Origin of the sequence: Exiguobacterium sp. s125, from assembly GCF_018618605.1 — a bacterium.
Classification (GTDB): Bacteria; Bacillota; Bacilli; order Exiguobacteriales; family Exiguobacteriaceae; genus Exiguobacterium_A; species Exiguobacterium_A oxidotolerans.
The window spans coordinates 1-25,677 of record NZ_JACSMI010000010.1; the positions used below are offsets into that span (position 1 = coordinate 1).

Annotated in this window: 26 protein-coding genes; 25 read left to right on the top strand and 1 reads right to left on the bottom strand. The window is 47.7% G+C overall.

The window, feature by feature from the left end; translation table 11 throughout:
* Positions 1-120 precede the first annotated feature (120 nt).
* From KNQ05_RS15035 to rsmI, 9 genes are read left to right on the top strand one after another with little or no spacing between them, the layout of a single operon-like run.
* The gene (locus tag KNQ05_RS15035) at positions 121-1,542 is read left to right on the top strand and encodes an aminotransferase class I/II-fold pyridoxal phosphate-dependent enzyme (protein ID WP_214806002.1); all 1,422 of its coding nucleotides are present in this window, start codon (positions 121-123) and stop codon (positions 1,540-1,542) included.
* Positions 1,539-2,177, top strand: coding sequence for a dTMP kinase (tmk, locus tag KNQ05_RS15040; protein WP_088835962.1), 639 nt, complete (start codon positions 1,539-1,541; stop codon positions 2,175-2,177). Before KNQ05_RS15035 ends, tmk begins: the two co-directional genes overlap by 4 nt.
* On the top strand, positions 2,174-2,503 hold the full coding sequence (locus tag KNQ05_RS15045) for a cyclic-di-AMP receptor (protein WP_029332194.1): 330 nt from the start codon (positions 2,174-2,176) through the stop codon (positions 2,501-2,503). Before tmk ends, KNQ05_RS15045 begins: the two co-directional genes overlap by 4 nt.
* Positions 2,503-3,495: a DNA polymerase III subunit delta' gene (locus KNQ05_RS15050; protein WP_088835963.1), complete on the top strand. Its 993-nt coding sequence runs from the start codon at positions 2,503-2,505 to the stop codon at positions 3,493-3,495. Before KNQ05_RS15045 ends, KNQ05_RS15050 begins: the two co-directional genes overlap by 1 nt.
* Before the next feature lie 6 nt (positions 3,496-3,501).
* Positions 3,502-4,332, top strand: a complete 831-nt coding sequence (locus tag KNQ05_RS15055) for a PSP1 domain-containing protein (protein ID WP_029332196.1) — start codon at positions 3,502-3,504, stop codon at positions 4,330-4,332.
* Positions 4,329-4,691: a DNA replication initiation control protein YabA gene (gene yabA / locus KNQ05_RS15060; protein WP_029332197.1), complete on the top strand. Its 363-nt coding sequence runs from the start codon at positions 4,329-4,331 to the stop codon at positions 4,689-4,691. The genes KNQ05_RS15055 and yabA overlap by 4 nt, the downstream gene beginning before the upstream one ends.
* Before the next feature lie 49 nt (positions 4,692-4,740).
* Positions 4,741-5,478 carry a tRNA1(Val) (adenine(37)-N6)-methyltransferase gene (locus KNQ05_RS15065; RefSeq protein ID WP_214767925.1) on the top strand — a complete coding sequence of 246 codons (738 nt, stop codon included), beginning with the start codon at positions 4,741-4,743 and terminating at the stop codon, positions 5,476-5,478.
* Positions 5,471-5,725: a GIY-YIG nuclease family protein gene (locus tag KNQ05_RS15070; RefSeq protein WP_088835965.1), complete on the top strand. Its 255-nt coding sequence runs from the start codon at positions 5,471-5,473 to the stop codon at positions 5,723-5,725. The genes KNQ05_RS15065 and KNQ05_RS15070 overlap by 8 nt, the downstream gene beginning before the upstream one ends.
* Positions 5,722-6,579 carry a 16S rRNA (cytidine(1402)-2'-O)-methyltransferase gene (gene rsmI / locus KNQ05_RS15075; protein ID WP_214767922.1) on the top strand — a complete coding sequence of 286 codons (858 nt, stop codon included), beginning with the start codon at positions 5,722-5,724 and terminating at the stop codon, positions 6,577-6,579. Before KNQ05_RS15070 ends, rsmI begins: the two co-directional genes overlap by 4 nt.
* 41 nt (positions 6,580-6,620) lie before the next feature.
* On the opposite strand, the gene KNQ05_RS15080 is transcribed toward rsmI, so the two are convergent.
* Positions 6,621-6,917, bottom strand: coding sequence for a transition state genes transcriptional regulator AbrB (locus KNQ05_RS15080; protein ID WP_012368944.1), 297 nt, complete (start codon positions 6,915-6,917; stop codon positions 6,621-6,623).
* A 341-nt stretch (positions 6,918-7,258) separates the two neighbouring features.
* Between KNQ05_RS15080 and metG the strand changes: the two genes are divergently transcribed.
* The 16 genes from metG to KNQ05_RS15160 all read left to right on the top strand — a co-directional run bounded on the left by metG (position 7,259) and on the right by KNQ05_RS15160 (position 25,657).
* Positions 7,259-9,211, top strand: a complete 1,953-nt coding sequence (metG, locus tag KNQ05_RS15085; protein ID WP_214767919.1) for a methionine--tRNA ligase — start codon at positions 7,259-7,261, stop codon at positions 9,209-9,211.
* Between the two features lie 58 nt (positions 9,212-9,269).
* Positions 9,270-10,037 carry a TatD family hydrolase gene (locus tag KNQ05_RS15090; protein ID WP_088835968.1) on the top strand — a complete coding sequence of 256 codons (768 nt, stop codon included), beginning with the start codon at positions 9,270-9,272 and terminating at the stop codon, positions 10,035-10,037.
* Positions 10,034-11,314, top strand: coding sequence for a 3D domain-containing protein (locus tag KNQ05_RS15790; protein WP_088835969.1), 1,281 nt, complete (start codon positions 10,034-10,036; stop codon positions 11,312-11,314). Before KNQ05_RS15090 ends, KNQ05_RS15790 begins: the two co-directional genes overlap by 4 nt.
* A gap of 69 nt (positions 11,315-11,383) precedes the next feature.
* Complete coding sequence (gene rnmV, locus KNQ05_RS15100; protein WP_088838386.1) at positions 11,384-11,941, top strand: ribonuclease M5; 558 nt, start codon at positions 11,384-11,386, stop codon at positions 11,939-11,941.
* Positions 11,938-12,816: a 16S rRNA (adenine(1518)-N(6)/adenine(1519)-N(6))-dimethyltransferase RsmA gene (gene rsmA / locus KNQ05_RS15105; protein ID WP_029332205.1), complete on the top strand. Its 879-nt coding sequence runs from the start codon at positions 11,938-11,940 to the stop codon at positions 12,814-12,816. The genes rnmV and rsmA overlap by 4 nt, the downstream gene beginning before the upstream one ends.
* An 84-nt stretch (positions 12,817-12,900) precedes the next feature.
* Positions 12,901-13,140 (top strand): Veg family protein, encoded by a 240-nt coding sequence (locus KNQ05_RS15110; protein WP_012368950.1) that lies wholly within the window; start codon positions 12,901-12,903, stop codon positions 13,138-13,140.
* A gap of 96 nt (positions 13,141-13,236) precedes the next feature.
* Positions 13,237-14,097 carry a 4-(cytidine 5'-diphospho)-2-C-methyl-D-erythritol kinase gene (ispE, locus tag KNQ05_RS15115; RefSeq protein ID WP_088835970.1) on the top strand — a complete coding sequence of 287 codons (861 nt, stop codon included), beginning with the start codon at positions 13,237-13,239 and terminating at the stop codon, positions 14,095-14,097.
* A gap of 69 nt (positions 14,098-14,166) precedes the next feature.
* A complete protein-coding gene (purR, locus tag KNQ05_RS15120) occupies positions 14,167-15,006 on the top strand; it encodes a pur operon repressor (protein WP_029332207.1) in 840 nt (279 codons plus the stop codon).
* Positions 15,007-15,168: 162 nt separating this feature from the next.
* Complete coding sequence (gene spoVG, locus KNQ05_RS15125; protein WP_088835971.1) at positions 15,169-15,480, top strand: septation regulator SpoVG; 312 nt, start codon at positions 15,169-15,171, stop codon at positions 15,478-15,480.
* Positions 15,481-15,806: 326 nt separating this feature from the next.
* The gene (glmU, locus tag KNQ05_RS15130; protein ID WP_214767913.1) at positions 15,807-17,156 is read left to right on the top strand and encodes a bifunctional UDP-N-acetylglucosamine diphosphorylase/glucosamine-1-phosphate N-acetyltransferase GlmU; all 1,350 of its coding nucleotides are present in this window, start codon (positions 15,807-15,809) and stop codon (positions 17,154-17,156) included.
* A 69-nt stretch (positions 17,157-17,225) separates the two neighbouring features.
* Complete coding sequence (locus KNQ05_RS15135) at positions 17,226-18,182, top strand: ribose-phosphate diphosphokinase (RefSeq protein WP_029332210.1); 957 nt, start codon at positions 17,226-17,228, stop codon at positions 18,180-18,182.
* Positions 18,183-18,282: 100 nt separating this feature from the next.
* Positions 18,283-18,840, top strand: coding sequence for an aminoacyl-tRNA hydrolase (pth, locus tag KNQ05_RS15140; protein WP_088835973.1), 558 nt, complete (start codon positions 18,283-18,285; stop codon positions 18,838-18,840).
* A 55-nt stretch (positions 18,841-18,895) separates the two neighbouring features.
* Positions 18,896-22,414, top strand: a complete 3,519-nt coding sequence (mfd, locus tag KNQ05_RS15145; RefSeq protein ID WP_088835974.1) for a transcription-repair coupling factor — start codon at positions 18,896-18,898, stop codon at positions 22,412-22,414.
* Complete coding sequence (locus tag KNQ05_RS15150; protein WP_088835975.1) at positions 22,411-23,961, top strand: polysaccharide biosynthesis protein; 1,551 nt, start codon at positions 22,411-22,413, stop codon at positions 23,959-23,961. Before mfd ends, KNQ05_RS15150 begins: the two co-directional genes overlap by 4 nt.
* Positions 23,958-25,388 carry a bifunctional methyltransferase/pyrophosphohydrolase YabN gene (gene yabN / locus KNQ05_RS15155; protein WP_214803555.1) on the top strand — a complete coding sequence of 477 codons (1,431 nt, stop codon included), beginning with the start codon at positions 23,958-23,960 and terminating at the stop codon, positions 25,386-25,388. Before KNQ05_RS15150 ends, yabN begins: the two co-directional genes overlap by 4 nt.
* Complete coding sequence (locus KNQ05_RS15160) at positions 25,385-25,657, top strand: RNA-binding S4 domain-containing protein (RefSeq protein ID WP_214767903.1); 273 nt, start codon at positions 25,385-25,387, stop codon at positions 25,655-25,657. Before yabN ends, KNQ05_RS15160 begins: the two co-directional genes overlap by 4 nt.
* The last annotated feature ends 20 nt before the right edge of the window (positions 25,658-25,677 follow it).

The window sequence follows — 25,677 nt, forward strand, 5'->3', positions numbered from 1 at the left end:
ACGCCGAAAGTAGTTGGGGGCTTCCCCCTGTGAGGATAGGACGTTGCCAGGCAATTGAAAAGGACCGATCTGCATCTTGCAGGTCGGTCTTTTGTATTTTAAAAACAAGAGGTGTATTTCATGAAAAGTCAGCTTCCAATCATTGAGGCACTTAAGCGACATGTCGAACGTAAGGCAACATCTTGGCACGTTCCTGGTCATAAAAATGGATCAATCGTATTAGGTCTACCTAGTTTTTTGGAATGGGATAAAACAGAACTAGCTGGCTTAGATGATTTTCACCATCCGACAGAAGCGATTCTAGAAGCAAAAGTATTGTTGCGTGAAGTCTATGATTCGGAAGATAGTCATTTTTTAATCAATGGTTCAACAAGTGGTAACTGGGCAATGCTTGCGGCTGTGACTAAACGAGGAGATCGCGTCTACGTTCAGAGAAATTCACATAAGTCGATTTTTAATGCACTCGAATGGTTAGGATTGTCTCCAATCTTCATGAGCCCTGAGTATGATGAAGAAACACAAATCGCCGGCAATGTTTCACGTGAAACATTAAAGGAAGCGTTAACATCTTATCCGGATGGAGTCGCGGTATTTTTAACTTCACCGAGTTACTATGGAGAAACAGCAGCTATCGAAGAAATCGTAGCAGTGACAGCACGTTATAAAATACCATTATTAGTTGATGAGGCACATGGTGCACATTTTGGAGAAGCAGTTGGAATCCGCTCAGCCTTTGAACAGGGTGCTACAGCTGTCGTCCAATCTGCTCATAAGACGTTACCGGCATTAACGATGGGGGCTTGGATTCATGAGCGATTAACGGACGTACAACGTCGTAAGCTCCACCATGCACTCCAGTCGTTTCAAACATCAAGCCCTTCGTATCTCATCATGGCTTCGCTCGATTATGCTCGATACTATCGACAGCAGTGGACGATTGATGAAATGGAAGAGGTCCGGAACAGTCATCAACTGTTCAAAGACGAACTCGACGGACTAGATGGAATGCATGCTTTTACTTTTGATGATTGGTCACGCGTGATTCTTTCCTATGAGGACTATTCCGGAGAACAGTTACTCGATGCATTAGCCAATGAAAAAATAGATGCAGAGTTTGCTTTAGCTTCATTTGTCGTCTGCATTTTACCTCTTCACAAATTATCGGAAACTGTCCGAACTCAGTGGTTAAGACAGGTAAAAGATGCGATTGAAAAGTTGAAAATGAAAGGAATTCCCTCAAAAAGGTATATCGAGCAATCAATTATGGGTAAAATAAAAGTATCTTCACTCGCTTGCCCACTGGATCAGTTAGAGGAGAGGGAATATCGGATTCTTCCGCTTCGTGAAACGATTGGTCAGATTGCACTTGAAACGATTATTCCATATCCGCCAGGTATTCCAGTCTTGTTGCGAGGAGAGCGTGTGACAAAAGAACAGATAGTATGTATTGAGCATCATATAGCCGCATCCGTCCATCTTCAGGGTGGAGAGTCTTTGCAAGAAGGTACGTTGCGTGTCATAGAGGAAGGGTTTGTTGAATGAAGGGAACGTTTATTACAGTCGAAGGACCAGATGGCGCAGGAAAAACGACACAGCTTCAATTGATGGCAGAAGCATTAAAAAAAGAGGGTTATCAGGTCATCATGACACGAGAGCCAGGCGGCACACGCGTTGGGAATGAAATCCGTTCGTTGATTCTGAATCCAGATTTCACGGAGATGGATGAAATGACAGAAATTTTATTGTATGCGGCGTCACGGGCGCAGCACGTCAATGAATTGATTCGTCCGTCACTTACAGCTGGGACTGTCGTTTTATGTGATCGTTTCGTTGATGCCTCGATTGCGTATCAAGGATATGGACTCGGGTATTCAATTGAACAGATCCGTAACGTCAATCAGCAAGCAACAGGAGGATTAACCCCTGATCGAACGTACTTGTTTGACTTGACGGTCATGGACTCGAAAAGACGAATGATTGAACGAGGGGCGCTTGACCGGATCGAGCAACGTGATGATGCATTCAGAGAGCGTGTCTATCATGGCTTTTTATCATTAGCCGCGTCAGAACCGGAACGCATTCGATTGATTGACGCCAATCAATCGATTGAAGCAGTCCAGTCGCTATTGTTAGAAGATGTGTTAGCCTATTTGAAGAAAAGGGAGAGATTATCATGAAAATGGTCATTACGATTGTTCAAGATAAAGATAGCTTACGTTTAGCAGAAGCGCTTGTTGAAAATGATTTTCGGGCAACTAAACTTGCGACGACGGGCGGCTTTTTAAAAGAAGGTAACACGACATTCATGATTGGGGTTCAAAGTGAACGCGTTGACGATTTGATGCGTTTGATCAAGAAAAATTGTTCGAGCCGCGATCAAATGGTCTCGCCGATCTCACCAATGGGAGGACACGCCGACTCGTATATTCCCTATCCGGTTGAAGTTCAAGTCGGAGGCGCGACAGTCTTTGTCTTGCCGATTGAAGGGTTTCATCAGTTCTGATGCGGACATTTCATGAGCTCGAACAAACACAATCTGTCATCTCGACGATTCTTCAAAATTCTTTACGAGCAAATCGAATCAATCATGCTTATATCTTTACGGGAGACTATGAGCCGCTTCTTTTGGAAGCGGCTCAATTGTTCGCCAAGAGTTTATTTTGTGAGCGGAAAGATCAAGTAGAGCCGTGTAATGAATGCCGAAGCTGTCGACGGATGGATAGCGGAAATCTTGTCGATTACTACCAGATTGAGCCAGATGGGGCAACCATCAAAAAAGAACAAATCCAGCAATTGATGCATGACTTGTCACTTCGGGGGTTAGAAGGGGATCGGCAAATCTATGTCGTGACGCAAGCGCACCGGATGACTCCACAAGCAGCGAATAGTTTATTGAAGTTCTTCGAAGAACCGGGCGAAGGAAAAGTAGCGATTCTACTAACGAATCAACCGCAACTGTTATTACCGACGATTCGTTCTCGTGGACAACTGTTAAGTTTTCGACCGGCCGATCGTGTGATGATTGGACAAGTTTTATCGGATAAAACGTCCCGAGATGCGGAGTTAACCCAACTTGCAGCGCGCGTCTATTCAAAAATTGATGATGCGGAGCAAGCCTTAATCGAAGACTGGTTTGTAAATGCGCGAGCGTCAGTGTTACAATTGATGGAGGAATTAGCGAATCGTCCGGCAGATTTGCCTTTGTTCGTTCAAGAGAAGTGGATTAATCAATTTAAGAATCGGCAAGACGTCCGGATTGGTCTAGAACTCGTGACATGTTTCTTCGAAGATGCCTTGCATCTGAAGTTGAATCCATCATGGGAGATCATTACGTATACAAATAGCCGACCATTACTTGAGCAGATGGGTGGAAAGAGTCAGGCGACGATCACCCGCTGGTTGCAGGCAGTACTTGCAGCCGTCAAACGGGTCGAAGCGAATGTTAATCCTCAATTAACAGTTGAGCGTCTCATGTTTGACTTACAGAAAGGGTAGAGCGATATGCTAGAAGTAGTAGGCGTTCGCTTTAAAGAAGCGGGCAAAATTTATTATTTTGCACCTGGACAAGAGTCATTATCACGAGGACAAGCCGTCATCGTGGAGACAGTACGGGGCATTGAATATGGCGAAGTGGTAATCGCCGATAAACAAATGGACGAGGAAGATGTGGTCTTACCATTAAAATCAATTCTTCGGATTGCTGATGATAAAGATGCAATGATCGTCCGTGAAAATAAAGTAGCAGCACTTGATGCACATGCAGTGTGTGTCGAAAAGATTCGCGAACATAAGCTCGATATGAAACTCGTGGACGTCGAATATACGTTTGATCGTAATAAAGTCATCTTTTACTTCACAGCGGAAGGTCGCGTCGACTTCCGGGAACTCGTTAAAGATTTAGCAGCAGTCTTCCGGACACGGATTGAGTTGCGCCAAATCGGAGTTCGTGATGAAGCGAAATTGCTCGGTGGAATCGGTCCGTGCGGCCGTGTCCTTTGTTGTTCATCGTTCTTAGGTGAATTTGAGCCGGTCTCAATCAAGATGGCGAAAGATCAAAACTTATCACTGAACCCAACGAAGATTTCCGGGGTCTGTGGCCGTTTAATGTGCTGTTTGAAATACGAGAACGATACGTATGAAGAAATGCGACGTGATCTACCGGATTACGGAAAACGTCTGACTGTACCAGAAGGCGAAGGTCGTGTCGTCGGATTGAACATCCTCGATCAAGTAGTTCAAATTGAACTGAAAGACCGTTCCCGCGTTCTGACTTATTCGATGGAAGAATTGTTATCCGTCGGTGCCGTAAAACAAAAACGACCAAAAGAATGACGGGGTGCATACGCGTGGAGAGAGTCGATAAAAAAGAAATCATTACGCGTGTCGATGCGATCGAGCAACAGATTCATTTGCTGACTGAGCATCTGAGCGTATTAAAAGATCAGCTTGCTTACATGATGGAGGAAAATCAACACCTCTACCTCGAAAATCATCACCTGCGTGAGAAGGTGGAGCGAGACGAACAACAACCGATTACAGAAGAAGCGGAAGCCGAAGCGTTAGTAGGTGCCGGATACGATAACCTCGGTCGCCTCTATCAAGAAGGATTCCACATTTGTAACTTGCACTACGGTCAAGTCCGTAAAGACGGGGATTGCCTGTTCTGCTTGTCCATGTTAACGAAACATTGAGAGGCTGACTTCCTAGGAGTCAGTCTTTTTTTCAGAAAGGAAGACACCTATGCTTGAATTATTACCAGATGAGCGACTCGATCATCTCCTCGGAAGAGACGGTCGCATCATTCAAAGTCCGACCGTCTTTTCGTATTCACTGGATGCCGCGTTACTCGCGCAATTCGTCTGGGTCCCGATCCGCCAAGGTAAGTTGGTCGATTTGTGTGCCGGAAACGGTGCGATTCCGCTCTTTTTATCGTACCGGACGAACGGAACGATCACGGGACTCGAAATTCAACCGCGCCTCGTCGAGATGGCACGCCGTAGTATCGAGTTGAACGAAAAAGCGGGACAGCTCCAAATGATTGAGGGGGATGTCAAAACGGCCGGGAAACAACTCGGATACGGTGCCTATGATGTCGTGACCTGCAATCCGCCGTATTTTTTAGCACATGAATCATCGAACCGAAATGAGAGTGAACACTATACGATTGCCCGGCATGAAGTGTTATGTACACTTGAAGATTGCATTCGTTCAGCCGCCGACTTACTTAAACAAGGCGGGAAAACGGCATTCGTCCATCGTCCGGAACGTTTACTCGACATCGTGACGCTGATGCGTCAGTACCGGATTGAGCCGAAGCGGATGCAATTGATTTATCCGAAGGCAGGGAAAGAAGCGAACATGCTGTTGATTGAAGGCATCAAGGATGCAAAACCGGGCTTGAAGATGTTACCCCCGTTCATCGTCTACGAGCAAGATGACACGTATACCTTACAAATGCGGGAACATCTGAATGTCTAAGCATGCGGTGTATATCGTGCGTTGCCGTGATGGGAGTCTGTATACGGGATATGCCGTCGATGTCGAGAAGCGTGTTGCGACGCACAACACGGGGCAGGGTGCCAAGTACACACGGGCGCGGCTACCGGTCGTCCTTGCGTACACAGAGACGTTTGAAACGAAATCGGAAGCGCTGAAACGCGAGTATGCGATCAAACAATTGACGCGTGCGAAAAAAGAACAGCTTATTCAAGGAGGGACGTCATGAAGGCGACCAGCAGTTTTAAGGATCAAACGAACGGCTTATATATCGTACCGACGCCAATCGGGAACTTAGAGGATATGACGTATCGAGCCGTCCGCATCTTACAAGAGGCCGATATCATCGCGGCAGAAGACACACGCCAGACGATGAAATTGTGCAATCACTTTGAAATCGACACGAAACTCGTCAGTTATCACGAACACAATAAGCAAGTTAGCGGTGAACGGCTGCTCGAAGACTTATTGTCGGGGAAACAGGTCGCCCTCGTCTCCGACGCTGGAATGCCCGGGATTTCCGATCCGGGGAGCGACTTAATCCGACTCGCGATTGCAGCAGACATTCCGGTCGTCGTCTTACCGGGTGCGAATGCGGCATTGACGGCCCTCGTCGCGTCAGGTCTACCGACGGAACGTTTTTTATATTACGGCTTTTTACCACGCAAGAAAAAAGAGCGGCGTGAAGCACTCGAGACGTTACGTTATGAGCAAGGAACATTGATATTTTATGAAGCACCCCATCGGCTAAAGGAAATGCTTGGAGGTGTCCTCGAAATACTCGGTGATCGCCAACTCACGCTCGCCCGTGAATTGACGAAACGTTATGAAGAATACATTCGTGGATCGGTGACGGAAGCGTTAGACTGGGCGTCAGAAGAGGTCCGGGGCGAATTTGTCGTCATCGTCGAAGGAACGACGGAAGAACGTCCGAGTGAAATCCAGCAAGAGGCAAATCCACTCGATCAAATCGAACGGTATATCGCAGACGGTGAAAAACCGAATGCAGCGTTAAAACGTGTTGCGAAGGAACGGGGACTTGACCGACAAGCCTTATACCTGTCTTATCACGAATCGAAATGAAAAAAGGAAGCGTACCGAATCGGCGCGCTTCCTTCTTGGTTTTATTCGTTTCCTGCGTAATGACGATCGAGGAAATCTTTTAACTCAACGAGGACACGTTGTGCGCCGTCTGGAGAGAGAATTAATTTTCCGTCTGCCAATTTGAAGTTATCTTCTGATACTTCACCAGTAACTTGGCAAGTCATGTTTGGTTTGTATTTTTTAAGAATGATTTGCTCGTTATCGACGTAGATTTCGAGTGCATCTTTCTCTGCGATTTGGAGTGTGCGGCGAAGTTCAATTGGAATGACTACCCGGCCGAGCTCGTCTACTTTACGTACAATACCTGTTGATTTCATTTTGTTGTTCCTCCTCTGGATGTCTAAGTCTCTGTATTTTTTAAAAAATCGTCAAAATTCGACATCACTTCTATAGAATGTAGAATACTAAACTTTCCAAAAGTAGTCAACCAATCCGAATAGCTTGAAATCAAAATGTCATTTATTTCTCAAAAAAGCCATAATTGAAACGATTTATTAATAGATTTTCCCTTTTTAAAGGAATTCAAACTATTGAGTGTGTTTTTTTGTAATTTGATGTCTGATGTCAAAAAATGTTTTGATTCGACAAAAAACGAGTTTCGACAGCGGCGATAGAACAGCGTATAATAATGGAATGAACAATAGAACGGAGGAATAACATGTCAAAAACATTTTATATCACGACACCGATTTATTATCCTAGCGCGAAGCTACATATCGGTCATGCGTACACGACGGTCGCAGGAGACGCGATGGCCCGTTATAAACGTCTTCAAGGATTCGATGTACGTTACTTAACAGGAACGGATGAACACGGACAAAAAATTCAGGAAAAAGCAGCTGAAGCAGGTATTTCTGAACAAGCATTCGTCGACGGTGTCGTCGAGCAGATTAAAGTCCTGTGGGATCGTCTCGACATCTCGTATGACGATTACATTCGAACGACAGAACCACGCCACAAGAAAGTCGTCGAACACGTTTTTGAGACATTACTTGAAAAAGGTGACATCTATCTTGGTGAATATGAAGGCTGGTATTCGATTCCGGACGAGACGTATTACACGGAATCGCAGTTAGTGGATGGAAAAAGCCCAGATAGCGGCCATCCCGTCGAACTTGTTCGTGAGGAATGTTATTTCTTCCGAATTAGTAAGTATGCCGATCGTTTAGTCGAATACTTTGAAGCGAACCCATCATTCATCTTACCGGAATCACGGAAGAATGAAATGATCAACAACTTCATTAAACCAGGTCTCCAAGATCTCGCCGTCTCACGGACGACATTTGACTGGGGCGTTAAAGTCCCGTCGAATCCGAAACACGTCGTCTACGTTTGGGTTGATGCCTTGACGAACTACATCTCGTCACTCGGTTACGGAACGGATGATCAAGGGAACTTCGACAAGTACTGGCCAGCAGACGTTCATCTCGTCGGAAAAGAAATCGTTCGTTTCCATACGATCGTTTGGCCGGCACTCTTGATGGCACTCGATCTCCCATTGCCGAAACAAGTTTTCGCGCACGGCTGGTTGTTGATGAAAGATGGGAAGATGTCGAAATCAAAAGGCAATGTTGTTGACCCGATTCCGATGATTGACCGTTATGGTCTTGATGCTCTTCGTTATTATCTCTTACGCGAAGTTCCTTTCGGCTCAGATGGGATGTTCACACCCGAAGCATTCGTTGAGCGGATGAACTTCGATCTCGCGAATGATCTCGGGAACTTACTCAACCGGACGATTGCGATGGTCACGAAATACTTTGATGGGGTCATCCCGACCTATGCGGGAAATGTCACGCCGTTCGATGCGACATTGTCGACGCTTGCGAAAGAAACAGTCGAGAAGGTCGAGGCTTCGATGGAGCATATGGAATTCTCGGTTGCCTTAGCGCACGTGTGGCAATTAATCAGTCGCGCGAATAAATATATCGACGAGACACAACCGTGGGTACTCGCGAAAGACGAAACGAAGACGGATGAACTCGGCTCGGTCATGGTCCACCTCGTCGGAACGCTGCGTCACGTCGCGATCATGTTGCAACCGTTCATGACACAATCTCCGACCGAGATGTTCCGTCAGCTTGGTCTTGCTGGTCAGCCGATGAACTGGGAAGCACTCGCACAGTTCGCGTCGATTGAAGAAGGAACAAAAGTCGGGATTGCTGAACCGATTTTCCCGCGCCGCGACATGAAAGAGGAAGTTGAAGCAATCGTCGAAATGATGCAACAGGCATCTGCTGCCCGAGTTGAGGAAGAAGAAGTCGAAGAAACAGATGAGGATGTTCGTCCGGAAACGACAATTGATGTCTTTGATCAAATTGAGCTGCGTGTCGGCGAAGTCGTCACAGCAGAAAAAATCAAAAAAGCAAAAAAACTGTTAAAGTTAACGGTCGACATGGGGAAAGAAACACGCCAGATCGTTTCAGGCATCGCTGAATGGTACGAGCCGGAAGACCTGGTCGGTCGGAAGGTCATCGTCGTCGCGAACTTGAAGCCGGTCACTCTCCGTGGCGAATTATCGCAAGGTATGGTGCTTGCGGCTGAAAAATCAGGTAAACTTGAACTAGCGACCGTCCCGTCAACGATGGCGAACGGTGCCAGTGTAAAATAATTCAGATGCCTGTGGACTTCACGTCACAGGCATTTTTTTGAAAAAGGAGTTGAGGATATTGTTAATCGATACACACACACATTTAAATTCCGATCAGTTCGACGGAGACGTCGAAGAAACGATTGAACGCGCACGCGCGAACGGAGTCTCACCGATGATCGTCGTCGGATTCGATCATAAGACAATCGACCGGGCGATGGAACTTGTTGAACAGTATGATGATCTGTATGCCGTCATCGGTTGGCATCCCGTCGATTCAATCGATTTCGACGATGCAGCGTACGCGAAAGTCGAGCGCCTCATGGACCATGAGAAAGTCGTCGCCCTCGGTGAGATTGGTCTTGATTATCACTGGGATACGTCACCAAAAGATGTCCAGGAAGCTGCGTTTCGTAAACAAATTCAACTTGCGAAGAAAAAGAATAAGCCAATCGTCATTCACAACCGGGAAGCAACGGAAGATACGTTACGTATTCTCGAAGAAGAAGACGCGAAAGAAGTCGGTGGGATTCTCCATAGCTACAGCATGAGTGCCGAGCTCTTACCCCGTTGCCTAGCGATGAACTTTTATATTTCGCTCGGTGGACCGGTAACGTTTAAAAATGCGAAGATGCCAAAACGTGTCGCTCAAGAAGTTCCGCTTGATCGGTTACTCGTCGAGACAGATTGTCCTTACCTGACACCGACACCATACCGCGGCAAACGGAATGAACCGGCGTACGTCCGGTTCGTGGCGGAAGAAATCGCGCAACTGCGTGGCATGATGTATGCCGATATCGAACAAGCGACAACAGAAAACGCGAAGCGGGTCTTCCGTTTACCATGATGCGTTCGTTCTCTTATATCGCGACAGGGTGTGCCTTATTGTTAATTGCGATTCTAATCTACTTGGCGATGGATCATCCGCGTGACGTCACTATCATGATCGACGGACAAGAACAACACGTCAAGACGATAGAAACATCAGTCTATGGTGTCTTACGGGAAAATGGAATCGAAGTGCGAGCGGAGGATAACATCGAACCTTCGCGCAGTGCGGATTTACCAAAGAATGGTTTGATTGTCATCCAACGTGCAAAAGAAATTACGATGATTGTCGGATACGGGCAAGCACAGACGGTTCGGACACATGCTCGTCTTGTATCGGATTTATTGAAGGAACGTGGCATCGTCCAAGCCGATACCGATGATGTATACCCTTCGATTCATGCCGTCTTGACGACCGGGATGACAGTCCGATTCCGTGAAGCATTTCCGGTTGACATCGTCATCGGAGGACGAGCCAGTCAAGTCTATACGTACCAAACGACCGTCCGTGAGCTCCTTGCGAAACAAGGAGTGACGTTACAAGCAACAGACCGTGTTGCGCCGAGCCTTGATACCGTTGTCTCGGAAGATACGCTCGTCACCGTCAATACGACGCGACGGGCGACCTTAACGGAAGAACAGTTGCTTCCGTTCGATGTCGAGCAAGTAGAAGATCCGACATTACCGAAAGGACAACAACTTGTAACGACGACGGGGCGTCCTGGAATCCGGACCCAAAAGTACGAATTGACGCTCGCTGACGGGCTCAGTAAAGAGAAGAAGTTACTGACCGATGAAGTAACGAGTGAACCGGTGAAACAAATCATTAAAGTCGGAACAAAACCGATTGAACGAGTAGAAACACCGGCACCTGTCTTCAATGAAGAGGAGGCAACGACGCCATTGACGGTCGCACCGGAAGTCACGGCAGACTTAGACTTCAAGAATGCGAAGACGCTGATGGTCGAGGCGACGGCCTATACGAATGACCCGGCATCGAACGGGAGTCAATTGTATGATGGGCGCGCATTGACAGCGACGGGGTACGATGTCACGGATACAATCACCTATCAAGGGTTACCGATCGTCGCCGTCGACCCGAAAGTAATTCCGCTCGGGACGAAAGTGTATGTCGAGGGGGTCGGACTGGCGGTCGCGCTCGATACGGGCGGTGCCATTAAAGGCAATAAAATTGATGTCCTCGTCAGTGACGAACAGACGGCGAAGACGTTCGGGCGGAAGACCGTCAAGCTTTGGGTCATTCCGAATGAGTCGGGCACGGAAGCGGGCAGTTGACGCTTCCTTGTTTTTTTCGTGGAAACAGGTACAATTACGGAAGTGTTTGAAGAAGGTGGAGAAGAATTGATGCAAAAACGCTTAAAAGAAGTCATCGTCGTCGAAGGACGTGACGATACGACACGACTACAGGAAGTATTCAATGTCGATACAATTGAAACGAACGGCTCTGCCGTCAATGAGCAAACGTTACAACGAATTGAAAAAGCACTCGAACGCCGAGGCGTCATCGTCTTCACGGATCCAGACTTTCCGGGTGACCGGATTCGCGCACGTATCAATGAACGTGTTCCGGGATGCAAACAAGCCTATCTGCCACGTGCGGACGCAAAAGATAAACGCGGTAAAATCGGTGTCGAGCATGCTTCACCGCAGGCAATCGAACGTGCACTCGCAGCCGTTTATGAAACAGAAGAAGTCCATGTCGCAGAAGTGACACGGGATATGATACTTGCAGCAGACTTAATCGGTGGTCCATCAGCATCGTCACGCAGACGTCGGCTCGGACAGTTGCTCGCAATCGGTGAACCGAATGCGAAACAACTCGTCAAACGCGTCGCTTCGATTCGGATCACAAAAGAGGAATGGGAAGCTGCACTGAGACAGTTAGAGGAGGAACAAGATTGAAAGACATCGCAACACTACACCGGACGAAGGAAATCCTCGCGCGACACGGATTTTCATTTAAGAAGTCCTTAGGACAAAACTTTTTAATCGATTTGAACGTACTCGCGAACATTGTCGGCGCTGCTTCGTTAACAAAGGAGAGCGGTGTTCTTGAGATCGGACCGGGAATCGGGTCGTTGACGGAACAGTCCGCGAAACAGGCGAAAAAAGTCGTCGCCCTTGAAATCGACCAACGGCTGTTACCGATTTTAGATGATTCGCTCTCACCTTATCCGAACGTCAAAATCATCCATGGAGATGCACTTGAACTGGATCTCGAAACGATTGTCAACGAGGAGTTCACACAAGAAGGAATTACGGATCTTGCGGTCGTCGCAAACTTACCGTACTATGTCACAACACCTATCATCATGCGGATATTAGAGGCGAAAGCACCATTCCGGACACTCATCATGATGATTCAAAAGGAAGTCGCGGAACGGATCGGTGCGAAACCAGGTACAAAAGCGTATGGTTCATTATCGATTGCGATTCAATACTATGCGGAAGCGGAAGTCTGTTTCACGGTGCCGAAGCAAGTCTTCATTCCCGCTCCGAACGTCGATTCGGCTGTCATCCGCTTGAACATCCGAAAAGAACCGGCCGTCCAAACGAAAGATGAAAAATTATTCTTCGAAGTTGCGCGTGCGAGTTTTGCCCAGCGCCGGAAAACGATTTTAAATAATTTGTCGAGCCACTTCGGAAAAGCAGAAAAAGAAGCTGTCGAAGCCGCGTTGCATGAAGCAGGTATCGACCCAAGACGTCGTGGTGAAACGCTCAGCTTGCAGGAATTCGCACAGCTCGCGGACGCACTTTTGCCGATTAAAAAACGTTGACGGTAGCGGGAAGAAAAGATATAATATTTGCCCTTTCTAATATTTAATTAATATGCTATAATAAATATTAGTGAGGTGAAGCGTATGCCAAAGACGTTGAACGAAATCAGACATGTTTTCGAAACACATGTTGGTGAAAGACTGACGCTAAAAGCAAGCGGCGGTCGTAAAAAGGTCGTAACCCGAATCGGAACGCTCGTTGAGACGTATCCTTCGGTGTTTGTAGTCAAGCTAGACGCAGAGCGCCACAATGTCGAGCGAGTTTCTTATAGCTACGCTGACGTGTTAACCGACTCCGTACAAATCGAATTTGCGAATTCGTAAACTTACCTTCCGAAGCGGACAGAAATGTTCGCTTCTTTTTTTGTGGAAAGGTTGATACAATTCGTACAGGATACGTACTAGAGGAGGAACGGCACGATGACGATTATTGTAAAGGCACCAGCGAAAATCAATTTAGTGTTGGATGCGACGGCGAAGCGGACAGATGGTTACCATGATGTACATATGGTGATGACGACAGTGGACTTGGCAGACCGCTTAGAGTTGACGGAACTTTCGTCAGGCGAGATTCGAATGAATGCACAGCACGCCTATGTTCCGAACGATGAGCGGAACTTGGCTTACAAGGCGGCAGCCGTCTTGAAGAAAAAATTTAACATCCAGGCTGGAGTAGAGATTTACCTTGAGAAACAAATTCCGGTCGCAGCGGGTCTCGCGGGTGGATCGAGTGACGCTGCCGCGACATTACGCGGTTTGAATGATTTATGGCAGCTCGGATTGACGCTCGAACAACTCGCAGAAATCGGCGCGGAAGTCGGTTCGGATGTCCCGTTTTGTGTCATGGGTGGGACGGCGATCGCGACAGGACGTGGTGAAAAGCTTGAAAAATTGATTGCTCCGCCTCCGTGCTGGGTCGTGCTTGCGAAACCAACGATTGGTGTGTCGACGGCAGACGTTTATGGCGCACTCGATTTGACGACGGCCAAACGACCGGATGTCGAAGCGATGATTACAGCTGTTAAAGAGCAGGATTTTACGGCGATTTGTCAATCACTCGGAAATGTTCTTGAGTCGGTCACGTTACCGATGCACCCGGAAGTCGAGCAAATCAAGGATTTCATGACGAGTTGCGGGGCGGAAGGTGTCTTGATGAGCGGGAGTGGTCCGACGGTCTTCGCGTTGACGGAACACGAAAACCGGGCCCAACGTCTCTATAATGGCTTAAGAGGTTTTTGTAACGAAGTCTACGTCGTTCGTCTTTTAGGCGAAAACCATTGATAATATCCGTATGAAAATGATATATTCACTAGTGAATATTCGGAATTACGGAGAGGTGGAACAATTTAGATGAAAATTCGGAGAAGTGGTCGGTTAGTCGATATGACACGTTATCTACTCGACCATCCGCATCATCTGATCTCATTGACAATTTTCGCAGAACGCTATAAATCTGCAAAATCGTCAATCAGTGAAGATTTAGATATCGTGAGTGAAATGTTAGAGCATGAAGGAACAGGACGACTCGTCACAGTCCCGGGGGCTGCGGGCGGTGTCATGTTCATTCCGACATGGAGTAGCGAAAAAGCATTACCGTTCATCGATGATTTATGTGAACGCGTCGCACGGCCAGATCGTCTGTTGCCGGGTGGGTATTTGTATCTGACAGATTTACTTGGCAATCCACGGATGGTCAAGCAGATGGGACAAGTTTTTGCATCTGTCTTCAGTCAGAAAAAAGTGGATGTCGTCATGACGATTGCGACAAAAGGAATCCCGCTTGCTTACGCCGTCGCTGAACAACTCGGTGTACCGTTCGTGATCGTTCGTTCGGACAGTCGTGTTACGGAAGGGTCGACCGTCAGCATCAACTACGTATCAGGCTCATCAAAAGCGATTCGGACGATGGCACTGGCGCGACGAAGTCTTCCGCGCGGAGCGAACGTCTTGTTGATTGATGACTTCATGAAAGCTGGGGGAACGATTCGTGGGATGATGAGTTTACTGAGCGAGTTCGAAGCGAAAGTAGCCGGTGTCGGGGTCTTGATTGAAGCAGAAGGTGCCGAGAAGAAGATGGTCAGTGAATACGTCAGCTTAATGAAACTTGCCGACGTCGATGTCGATCTCGGACAGATTCAAGTGAAGCGTGGGAACGTCGACCAGTATTTCACAAGTGATGGGAATACCTGAATTTGACACGTGATTTCTTTGAAACTATACTGTGATTATCAAACTTTTGGAAATTATGCCTAAAAAGATTGGAAAAAGCTAAACCTTTATTTGTTTTGAACCGTAAGTAGAAGTAGACAACGAAGAGTTGTGACATCGGTTACTAAAAGGGGTGCGGACAAAATGAACGTTACGGACGTTAAAATTCGTCGCGTCGTGGCAGAGGGGCGCATGAAAGCACTCGCCTCGATTACGCTCGATCACGAATTCGTAGTACACGATTTACGTGTGATTGAAGGGAACAGTGGTCTCTTCGTCGCGATGCCGAGCAAACGGACGCAAGAAGGCATCTTTCGTGATGTCGCTCATCCAATCAATGCATTAATGCGAAAAAAGGTCGAAGATTCAGTACTAGAAGCATATGTGTTGCGTGAAGAAAATGAAGAGGCGCTCGATTTAGAGCTGACATCAGTCGAATTGACAGATCGCCCTTAATAGAGAAGACCGGTTTCCCGTATTGCGGCGGACCGGTCTTTTTTTTGCTGTTAAAAAGGTTTGCTGCAATCTTCTTACAAAACAACAACGGGTTGCGCCTCTTTCGATGAAAGCAATGAAAAGAAAAGCCCGTCCATCACAAAGGTTGATTTTAAAACGACTTATGAGTCAGCCTCCTCACGTTGTCTACAGTCTGTTTTTAATGGATGTTTCATCAATTTGACTCGGTCCTGTGATTGAATAGTGGCCTCATTTTCGTTATAGTTGGTACGAGTGTACTATTTCTGAACGAAATCAACACTAATTTACGTGGAGGAGCGACAAGGATGAATCATTTCGCGGTAATTCTAGCAGCTGGTAAAGGAACACGCATGAAATCAAAACTCTACAAAGTACTCCACCCAGTAGCTGGGAAACCTATGGTACAACACGTCGTGGACCAACTCGCGACACTTGGCGTCAAACGTCAAGTCGTAATCGTTGGGCATGGTGCGGAGTCTGTAAAAGAAGTGCTTGGCACATCGGTGGAATATGCGCTTCAAAGTGAGCAGCTTGGCACGGGTCATGCTGTTCAAATGGCAGAACCGGTACTTGGAAACGAAAAAGGATCGACGCTTGTCGTCTGTGGGGATACACCACTCTTAACGAGTGAGACGTTAGCCGCGTTACTCGACCACCATGCAGAAACGGGTGCAAAAGTGACCGTCTTGACGGCTCATGCGGATGATGCGACTGGATATGGTCGGATTATTCGTGGTGAAGAGGGACATGTTTCAAAAATCGTTGAACATAAAGATGCGACAGAACAAGAACTCGCGATTAAAGAAATCAACACAGGAACGTACGTGTTTGATAATGAGTTGTTGTTCGCTGCGTTAAAACAAGTCAAGAACGATAATGTCCAAGGAGAGTATTACTTGCCGGATGTCATCGAAATCGCGAAAGCCGATGGCGAAACGATTGCTGCCTATGCGGCGCCGACGTTTGAAGAGACAATCGGTGTCAATGACCGTGTCGCACTCGCGCAAGCTGAGACGTCGATGCGTAAGCGGACGAACGAGCATTGGATGCGTCAAGGTGTCACATTCATCGACCCGGCATCGACCTATATCGGACCAGATGTTACGATTGGTTCGGATACCACGCTCTACCCAGGGACACAATTGCTTGGGAAGACGATCATCGGGTCTGAATGTATCATCGGACCGAATAGTGACATCCGTAACAGTGAAGTGGCAGATGCTGCCGTCGTCCGTCAGTCGGTCGTAACCGATAGCCGGATCGGGCAAGCGGCACAAGTCGGTCCATTCGCGCACTTGCGTCAGCAAGCGGTGCTCGGAGCGAACACGCGTGTCGGTAACTTCGTTGAAGTCAAGAAATCGACGTTCGGTGAAGGAAGTAAATCGGCACACTTGAGTTACGTCGGAGACGCAACGATTGGTAAAAACGTCAATTTAGGATGTGGATCAATCACCGTCAACTATGATGGAACAAACAAGTTCGAAACGGTCATCGAGGATGATGCGTTCATCGGTTGTAACGTCAACTTGATTGCCCCCGTCACAGTCGGTAAAAATGCACTCGTCGCAGCAGGTTCGACAGTGACAGATGATGTTCCGGAAAACGGTCTTGCGATCGCCCGTGAGCGTCAAACGACAAAACCTGATTATCGTTAATTCAGCTATACCTTATTCATTACTTGTCGCTCTACTCGTCTAAACCAAACAAATGGAGGCCACCTAAACATGTCTACTGTCTTAGAACATGAAATTCGTATTTTCGCACTCAACTCGAACAAACCACTGGCAGAGGAAATCGCTAAGGTCATCGGAATTCCCGTTAGCGAAAGTTCAGTCAAACACTTCAGTGATGGCGAAATCTCGATGAACATCGAAGAAAGCGTTCGCGGAGATGATATCTACATCATCCAATCGACAAGTCAGCCGGTCAACGAGAACTTGATGGAGCTCCTCATCATGATTGACGCATTAAAACGTGCTTCTGCACGGACGATCAACGTCGTCATGCCGTATTATGGTTATGCACGTCAAGACCGTAAAGCACGTTCGCGTGAGCCGATCACAGCAAAACTTGTTGCGAACTTACTTGAAGTCGCAGGAGCGACACGTGTCGTCACGATGGATCTCCATGCCGCTCAAATCCAAGGTTTCTTCGATATTCCAGTAGATCAGTTAATGGGTGTTCCACTTCTTGCTACTTACTTCGAGAAGAAAAACATCGACCCAAATGAACTCGTCATCGTTTCTCCAGACCATGGCGGTGTTACACGGGCACGTAAATTAGCAGAACAATTAAAAGCACCGATCGCAATCATCGATAAGCGTCGTCCGAAACCGAACGTCGCGGAAGTCATGAACATCGTCGGTCAAGTCGATGGCAAAATCGCCATCATCATCGATGACATCATCGATACGGCAGGAACGATTACACTTGCTGCGAACGCTTTAATCGAAAATGGGGCGAAACAAGTTTATGCTTGTTGTACGCACCCTGTTCTTTCTGGTCCAGCGATGGAACGGATTGAGAACTCAGCGATTGAAGAGCTCGTCGTCTTGAACACGATCGACTTGACGCAACGTGAATGCGCAAGCAAAATCAAACAAATTTCTGTCGCGCGGTTACTTGCAGAAGCAATCATCCGTGTCCATGAACAAAAATCAATCAGCCCGCTCTTTAGCTGATCAACAAACAGATACGAACGATGAGGTCCGGTTTTTTGAAATCGGACCCTTGTTCGTGCTTTTTTTTCATCAAAGGAAATGAACAAAAGGAGGTAGCGATATGAAATGTATCGTCGGTCTAGGGAACCCTGGAGCTAAATATACGAACACACGTCACAACATCGGTTTCCTCGCGATTGATGCGTTGGCGGAGGAACACGGAATAAAATTATCCGAGTCGAAGTTTAAAGCAGTCTTCGGAACGGGAATGATAAATGGGGAACGTGTTGTGCTCGTCAAACCATTGACTTACATGAATCTATCCGGGGAAGCAGTTCGTCCGCTCCTGGATTTTTATAAAATCGCGGTCGAAGACGTCCTCGTCATCTATGATGATCTCGATTTGCCGCTTGAAAAGATGCGTCTTCGCTCAAAAGGAAGCGCCGGTGGGCATAATGGTGTCAAGTCGCTTATTCAGCATTTAGGCACACAAGAAATTAAACGCTTAAAACTCGGTGTCGGTCGTCCGCCTGCTCCGATTCAAGTCATCGATTGGGTCTTGATGCCGTTCTCAAAAGCAGAACAACCTGTCTTGCGGGAAGTATTGGCGGACGCTGTGAAAATCGCGACAGACTTTACCGATACACCATTTTTGGCTTTGATGAATCGCTATAACTGAACGAAACGCTTTGGAATTCCAAAGCGTTTTTGCTGTCGTCTTAGGAGGGGAAACTATGAAACAACTACAAAATCTGTTGCTCGGAATACCAGAAATAAAAACGGTCCGTGAGCGTTTTCGACAAGGGGTCGATGCCCAACTCATCACAGGCTTGATGAATAGCGGGAAAGCGTTGTTCGTCGCAGGCATTTATCAAGAAACAAAAAAACGGTTCGTCATCGTCACCCACAATATGTTTCAAGCGCAAAAACTGTATGATGATTTGATTGAACTAGTGCCTGAACAGGAAGTGATGCTCTACCCGGTCGACGAGACATTGGCCGCTGAATTATCGTACGGGGCGAGCCCGGAATTACGGGCGACACGGATTGAAACGCGGCACCGGCTCCTGACGACCGATGATGGTATTTTAATCATCCCACTCGTCGGTCTCAGACGGTATGCTCCACCTGCAAGTGATTTCTTAGCACATACGAAACGGATTAAGCCGGGCGATATCTTGGCGATTCCGGACTTCATTCAAGAATTAGTCGACGCCGGATATGAGCGGACGGCGACCGTGACGACACCGGGAGAATTTTCAGTCCGCGGGAGTATCATCGATATTTATCCGTTGACGGTCGACCGTCCCTATCGATTGGATTTATTTGATGAAGAAGTCGACTCGATTTATACATTCGATGCAGAAACGCAACGATCACTCGGTGTGGTCGCAGAAGCGTTGCTTCCACCGGCAGCTGAACACTTTGCGACGACGGAAAATCTCCGTGCCGCGGGTGAACGGTTGCGTGCACTCTATGAAGCGACGAAAGAACGTGTCCAAAGCACGGAAGTCCTTGCAGCACTTGAAGAAGGGATCGCCTATGACGTCGAATTGCTCGAAAGTGGGGAGCGACCGAAACAACTCGCGAAATACGCGCCGTTACTGTATCAGAAGACATTACTGGCTGATATCACAGATGCCGTCTTGATCGTCGATGAAATCGCACGGATCGAAGAAGCGGCGGAAGTTCAGGATGCGGAAGAAGCGGAATGGATGGCTTCGTTGATTGAACGGGGGCAAAGCGTTAGTGATTACATTCTCTCGGTTCCGATGCTCAAAGTCTTCGAACAACGTCAGCTACTCTACTTGTCGCTCCTTCCGACACGCAGAAGCGGCGTCCCTGAAAGTGCAGCGATTCACTTCAACATCAAACCGATCGCTCCGTTTCATGGCCAAATGGAACGTCTGAAACAGGAAATCGATCGGTATGCCCGGGCAGACATGTGGATGGTCTTTCTTGCGAGTAACAAAGAGCGGGCGGAGCGGATGCGGCAGACACTTTCCGACTACGGTGTCGAAGCGTCCTTGCATACGGCAGAAGAAGATATGCGTCGGGGACATCCGTCGATTTTAATCGGTGGCATTCATGGTGGTTTCGAAATGACGAATGCACGACTCGTCGTCGTGACGGAAGAAGAAGTCTTTAAGCAACCGACCCGTCGCCGGAAACAGACGACGAAATTGACGAACGCGGAACGGATCAAAAGTTACCAAGAGTTGAAGACGGGTGATTATATCGTCCATATCCACCATGGAATTGGTCGTTACCACGGCATCAAAACGATTGATGTCGCAGGGAACCATAAAGATTACTTGCACCTTGTCTATGCCGGTGACGACTCCTTGTATGTTCCGGTTGACCAAATCGACTTGATTCAAAAATACGTCGGAGCAGAAGGAAAAGAACCGAAAATCTATAAACTCGGCGGAACGGACTGGAAGAAAGTCAAAGCGAAAGTCCAAAAATCAGTTGAGGACATCGCAGATGAACTAATCAAATTGTATGCGACACGAGAAGCGGCAGTTGGATTTGCTTTCCCGGAAGATGATGACAGCATGCAGGCATTCGAAGCCTCGTTCCCGTACGAGGAAACGGTCGATCAAGTCCGGTCGATTGAAGAGATTAAGAAAGATATGGAACGGCCGCGTCCGATGGATCGTCTGTTATGTGGAGACGTCGGATACGGGAAAACGGAAGTCGCGATTCGGGCGGCATTTAAAGCAGTTATGGCAGGGAAACAAGTCGCTCTCCTTGTACCGACGACTGTTCTTGCCCAACAACACTATGAAACGATGCTCGAGCGATTCAGCGAATGGCCAATCAATGTTTCAGTCATGAGTCGGTTCCGATCGGCGTCAGAACTGAAAGCAACAAAAAAAGGCTTGAAAGAAGGAACGATCGACGTCGTTGTCGGAACACACCGTGTCTTATCAAAAGATGTTCAGTTCGCTGACATTGGTCTGTTGATCATCGATGAAGAGCAACGCTTCGGTGTTAAACATAAAGAACGATTGAAACAACTCAAAACGAATGTCGATGTTTTGACGTTGACGGCGACACCGATTCCACGGACCTTACACATGTCGATGATCGGGATTCGTGATTTGTCGGTCCTCGAGACACCGCCTGAAAACCGCTATCCTGTCCAAACGTACGTGATGGAGTACGACGGAATCATCATGCGTGAAGCACTTGAACGTGAACTTGGTCGAGGGGGGCAAGCCTTTTTCCTCTACAATCGCGTTGAAGGGATTGAACGGAAGGCGGAGGAAATCCGGGCGCTCGTTCCGGAAGCACGTGTCGTCACGGCACATGGTCGGATGACAGAGACGGAACTTGAAAGTCAATTGATTGCCTTCTTCGAGGGGGATGCCGATGTTCTTGTCAGTACGACAATCATTGAAACGGGGATCGATATTCCGAACGTCAATACATTGATCGTCAACGATGCCGATCAAATGGGTCTATCACAGCTCTACCAACTGCGTGGTCGTGTCGGACGTTCAAGTCGTGTCGCGTATTCCTACTTTACGTACCGTCCGCAAAAACGGTTGACCGAAGTCGCCGAGAGTCGTCTTCAGGCGATCAAGGAATTTACGGAGCTTGGAAGTGGCTTCAAGATTGCCATGCGTGACTTGTCGATTCGCGGTGCCGGGAATCTGCTCGGATCCCAACAATCCGGTTTTATCGATTCAGTCGGGTTCGATTTGTATTCACAAATGTTATCGGAAGCCGTCGAAGAACGGAAGGAACGGATGAAAGGGAAACAACGTGTCCAAAAATTCGTACCAGACTTTACGTTCAGTCTCGATGCGTATATTCCGAGTCATTATATGTCGGATTCTGAACTGAAAATTGAGTTCTATAAACGCTTGAAGTATGTTGATACGACAGAAAGTCTTGATGCACTCGAAGGAGAGATGCTGGAGCGCTTCGGTGAATTCCCGAATGAAGTCGCACGATTGATTCAGTTGACGCGGATGCGGATTTTTGCTGAACGGGCTCGGATTGAGCGGGTCAAACAAACGGACCCGAAAATCGAGATCGTCTTATCCGAACAAACGACTCAGACGCTCGATGTTGCGGATTTCGTCAAGTGGACGGTACCGATTGGTCGCGGACTCGGCATGGGACAACAAGAAGGAAAACTTGTTTTGACGTTGAACCGTGGCAAACAAACCGTTCAACAAACAACGGAACAAGCAGAGCGGTTGCTCGCTGAACTTGACCGCCGGATCTCGATGCGATGAGTCAACGGCGAACGATTGCGCAAGGGGCAGCGCTCCTGGCGATCTCGAGTTACGTCTCAAAGCTGCTGAGCTTTTTTTATAGGATTCCGTATCAAAACATGGCAGGGGATTTTGGATTGTACGTCTATCAGACGGTCTATCCATTATTCGCGATTGCGGCAGCACTGGGGATTTATGCGCTACCCGTCATCGTCGCAAAGTTGACGTTGCATCACCCGGAAGAAAAACGAGAGGTTCTCTGGTCGATTTTCTTTGTCCTTGCGAGTCTTTCGTTAGTGTTCGGTCTGCTCGGCTGGATCATCGCACCAGAACTTGCTTTACTGTTCGGAGATCCGAAGCTCGTCCTTCCGTTACGTGCTGTGACGTTGACGTTTTATTTATTGCCGGTCATTGCCGTGTTACGAGGAATGTTTCAAGCAGACCTTGAGATGCGACCGACCGCCTTTTCACAAATTACGGAAAATGCCGTGCGTGTCTGTCTATTGTTACTCGTGACGTATTATGGTGTCTCGATCGGAGCGAATCCTTATCAAATCGGTGCTGCGGCACACGTGACGGCGCTCGGTGGCAGCGTCGCTTCATTGTTGTTGCTCCTTCGCTTCGCGAAAGGGCGGATTGGTCGCCCGGTCGTCTCGAAGCGTCATTTAAAACGTGTCGGGAAAGTCTTATTGACGAGTGGGATGGCGGTCAGTATCGCGTCGCTTGCTTTACTGTTGATGCAGTTGATTGATGGATTGACGTTCGTCAACTTGCTCGGGGATACGATGGAGACGAAAATCGAGAAGGGGATTTTTGATCGTGGTTATCCATTGTTGCAGTTCGCAATTTTATTTGCGACGTCAATCAGTCTGGCCAGTGTTCCGACGTTGCTGACGGAGTATCGTAAACAAAATGACGCGGCGACACGGTTGCACCTTGAAACACTCCTTCGTTCTGGTCTATTGGTCGCGGCAGCTGCGACGGTCGGATTGTTTAGTGTCATGCGTCCACTCAACATCGCGCTCTATCAAGATGATAAAGGGACGATTGCGCTCAGTTGGCTTGCTGCGACGGCCTTTACGGCATCGCTCTCGATGATTATCATCTCTTGTCTCCAGTCCGTCGATGCTGAAAAATATGCCTTTGCAGGCGTCGTGCTCGGACTGGTCGTCAAGCTGTTATTAAACATCTACTTGTTGCCCCGTTATGGTATGATCGGGGCGGGAATGGCGACATTCGGCGGATTCGCAATGATGGCATCAGCACAACTCATCTTATTGAATCGGAAATTCGGACGTGTAACAGCAGGACGAATTTTCTACGTCCGATTGCTCCAAGCAATCATCCCGATGGCGTTGTTTTTGTACGTGGTCGAACGTCTGTTTCAATGGGCAGGTTTCGAGACGCGGATTGGAGCGATGTTTGAAGTGGGTCTACTCGTCATCGGTGGTGCTTTGATCTTTTGTATATTTGCACTGCGCAGGCGGGTCCTGACAGAGCGGGAGTGGTCTTTATTGCCGTTCGGAGACAAACTTTATCGAATTCATCATCGGAGGAAAATCATATGACACACCGTATTACAGTCGTCGGCTTAGGTGTTGGCGAACTAGAGCAATTGCCGTTTGGCGTTTATAAGTTATTGAAAGAAACAACACAACCTGTTTATTTACGGACAGCAGATCATCCCGTCGTTTCAGAACTGGCGACAGAGGGAATGAAATTTACATCGTTTGATTCGATTTATGAGCGGCACGACCGTTTTGAAGCGGTCTATACGGACATCGTCGAAACACTGCTTGATCAGGCGACACAAACGCCAATCATCTATGCGGTACCGGGACACCCGCTTGTAGCAGAAAGTACCGTTCAACAACTACTTGCGCGTGCGACTGACATCGACATCGTCGGTGGACAAAGTTTTCTTGATCCGATGTTCGCAGCGGTCGGGGTAGATCCGATTGAAGGATTTCAATTGCTTGACGCAACGGCCTTCCGTGTTGATGAAGCGCAAATTCGTCAACACGTACTGATCGGACAAGTGTACGATGCGTTTGTCGCAGGTGACTTGAAAGTCATGTTGATGGAACGTTATCCGGATGAACACCCGGTGACGCTCGTCACAGCAGCGGGGACGAGCAAGCAACACGTCATGACAGTTCCGCTCTATGAACTGGATCGTGTGACGATGCTCAGTAATTTGACGACGGTCTATGTGCCGCCGGTGACGGAGGAAAAGGCGCTGAATCGGGATTTTGCGACGCTCAAGGACATCATCGCCCGTTTACGTGGTGAAGGAGGGTGTCCATGGGATCAAGAACAGACGCATGAATCGCTCAAAAAACATTTAATCGAAGAATCTTACGAATTACTGGAAGCAATCGACCTTCAGGACGATAACTTAATGATAGAGGAATTAGGGGATGTCTTACTTCAAGTCATGTTACATGCACAAATCGGTCTCGATGAAGGGTACTTTGATATCCGGGACGTCATCGGCAGTGTCAGCGATAAGATGATTCGTCGTCATCCACACGTCTTTGCAGAGACGACGGTTGATTCGGCGGCAGACGTCGTTGCGAACTGGCAAACGATCAAGTCGCAGGAGAAACCAGAGCGGAAATATCTGCTCGACGGTGTCACAAAAGGGGCACCTGCCTTGATGCGTGCTGAACAGATTCAGAAAAAAGTCGCAAAAGTCGGCTTTGAGTGGGACACAGTCAGTGGTGCGCTTGAAAAGGTACAAGAAGAAATACGTGAACTACAAGAAGCAGCGCCAAAAGAGCAACTTGCTGAATTCGGAGATCTCTTATTTTCGTTAGCACTTGTCGGAAAATATATGGGATTATCGGGAGAAGAAGCGTTGCAGCTGACGAACGATAAGTTCATTCGCCGTTTTACGCGGGTGGAACAACTCGCAAAGCGACCAATTGAAGAGTTGTCGCTCGACGAACAAGATCAGTTATGGAATCAAGCGAAGCAGGAGGAACAGTCATGAGACTCGATAAATTTTTAAAGGTATCCCGTTTGATTAAACGACGGACACTCGCAAAAGAAGTAGCCGATCAAGGCCGTATCACGATCAATGGTTTAGTCGCCAAAGCAAGCAGTAACGTCGCAGTCGGCGATGAGATGACGATTCGATTCGGAAACAAAATCGTCACCGTTCAAATCGACGGCATTAAAGAGCATGCGAAAAAAGAAGAAGCGACGGACATGTATAAGATTATTCGTGAAGAAAAAGTGAATTCTGAAGAATCAATGTAATTTACCTGAAAAAGGAAGTA